The sequence below is a fragment of the Azospirillum isscasi genome, assembly GCF_030849505.1.
GTDB classification, from domain to species: Bacteria; Pseudomonadota; Alphaproteobacteria; order Azospirillales; family Azospirillaceae; genus Azospirillum; species Azospirillum isscasi.
Genome location: NZ_JAUJFI010000384.1, coordinates 1 through 719, shown reverse-complemented (window position 1 = coordinate 719; position 719 = coordinate 1). Strand labels below are relative to the sequence as shown.

The window sequence follows — 719 nt, the reverse complement described above, 5'->3', positions numbered from 1 at the left end:
CACCGGCCGCATTCTCTTCAAACGGAGAGAATCACGACCGGCAAGCCGGGCATAGCCTTTTTCCGCGGCCTGCTAGGAAACCCGCGCCCGACCCAGCAATTGGGGGATTTTCCCCGGCAGCCCCGGGTGGCGTTCGCCACGATGCCGCACGGCCCTGGAGCCGGCGGCCGGAAAGACCGCGGGTGGTTTTCCCGTACGAGCCGATGGGGGCCGATGCACGGCATCGGCAAGGCTGCGCCGGAGCCAAGGCCCCGGGCGGCGTTCATGCGCAGCCGCCCTCCGCAGCAAGGAAGCGCCCGACCCCGGCTAAAGAAGCCGCTTTGCAATGGCGATGGCGACCGCCTGCTCCCGCGTCTTCGCCCCGACTTTCCGTCGCGCCGACTCGATCTGCTTTTCCACCGTTTTCACGGTGATGCCCATGGCGTCAGCCATCGCCCGGCACCGCAGGCCCCGGGCGAGATACCCAAGACATTCCTTCTCCCGCACCGTCAGGACGAGATCCTGGTCTTCGCCGCCCATTACTCATCGCCTCCCGCGGATCAAAGTGCCGGGAAGGACAATAGCCGGCATCCCCCCGCCGCCATCAATTGGGGTATTTTCCCCGGCCCGCGACGCGGCCGCTCCATCCCGGACCGGGAACGCAGGCTCCCGGCTACAGGGCGATCAGCTCGAAGATGAGCGCGGTGGCGAGGGCCTGCGGCAAGGTCGTCGCATGCAGC

At 67.7% G+C, this 719-nt stretch carries 1 protein-coding gene; it reads right to left on the bottom strand.

The window, feature by feature from the left end:
• Nucleotides 1–306: 306 nt before the first annotated feature.
• Entirely contained in the window at nucleotides 307–519 is a 213-nt protein-coding gene (locus tag QSG27_RS29105) for a response regulator transcription factor (protein ID WP_306712359.1), read from the bottom strand.
• Between the last annotated feature and the right edge of the window lie 200 nt (nucleotides 520–719).

Coding starts and splice junctions, on each gene's coding strand:
- QSG27_RS29105 (WP_306712359.1), bottom strand. CDS start 519: ATGGGCGGCGAAGACCAGGATCTCGTCCTGACGGTGCGGGAGAAGGAA.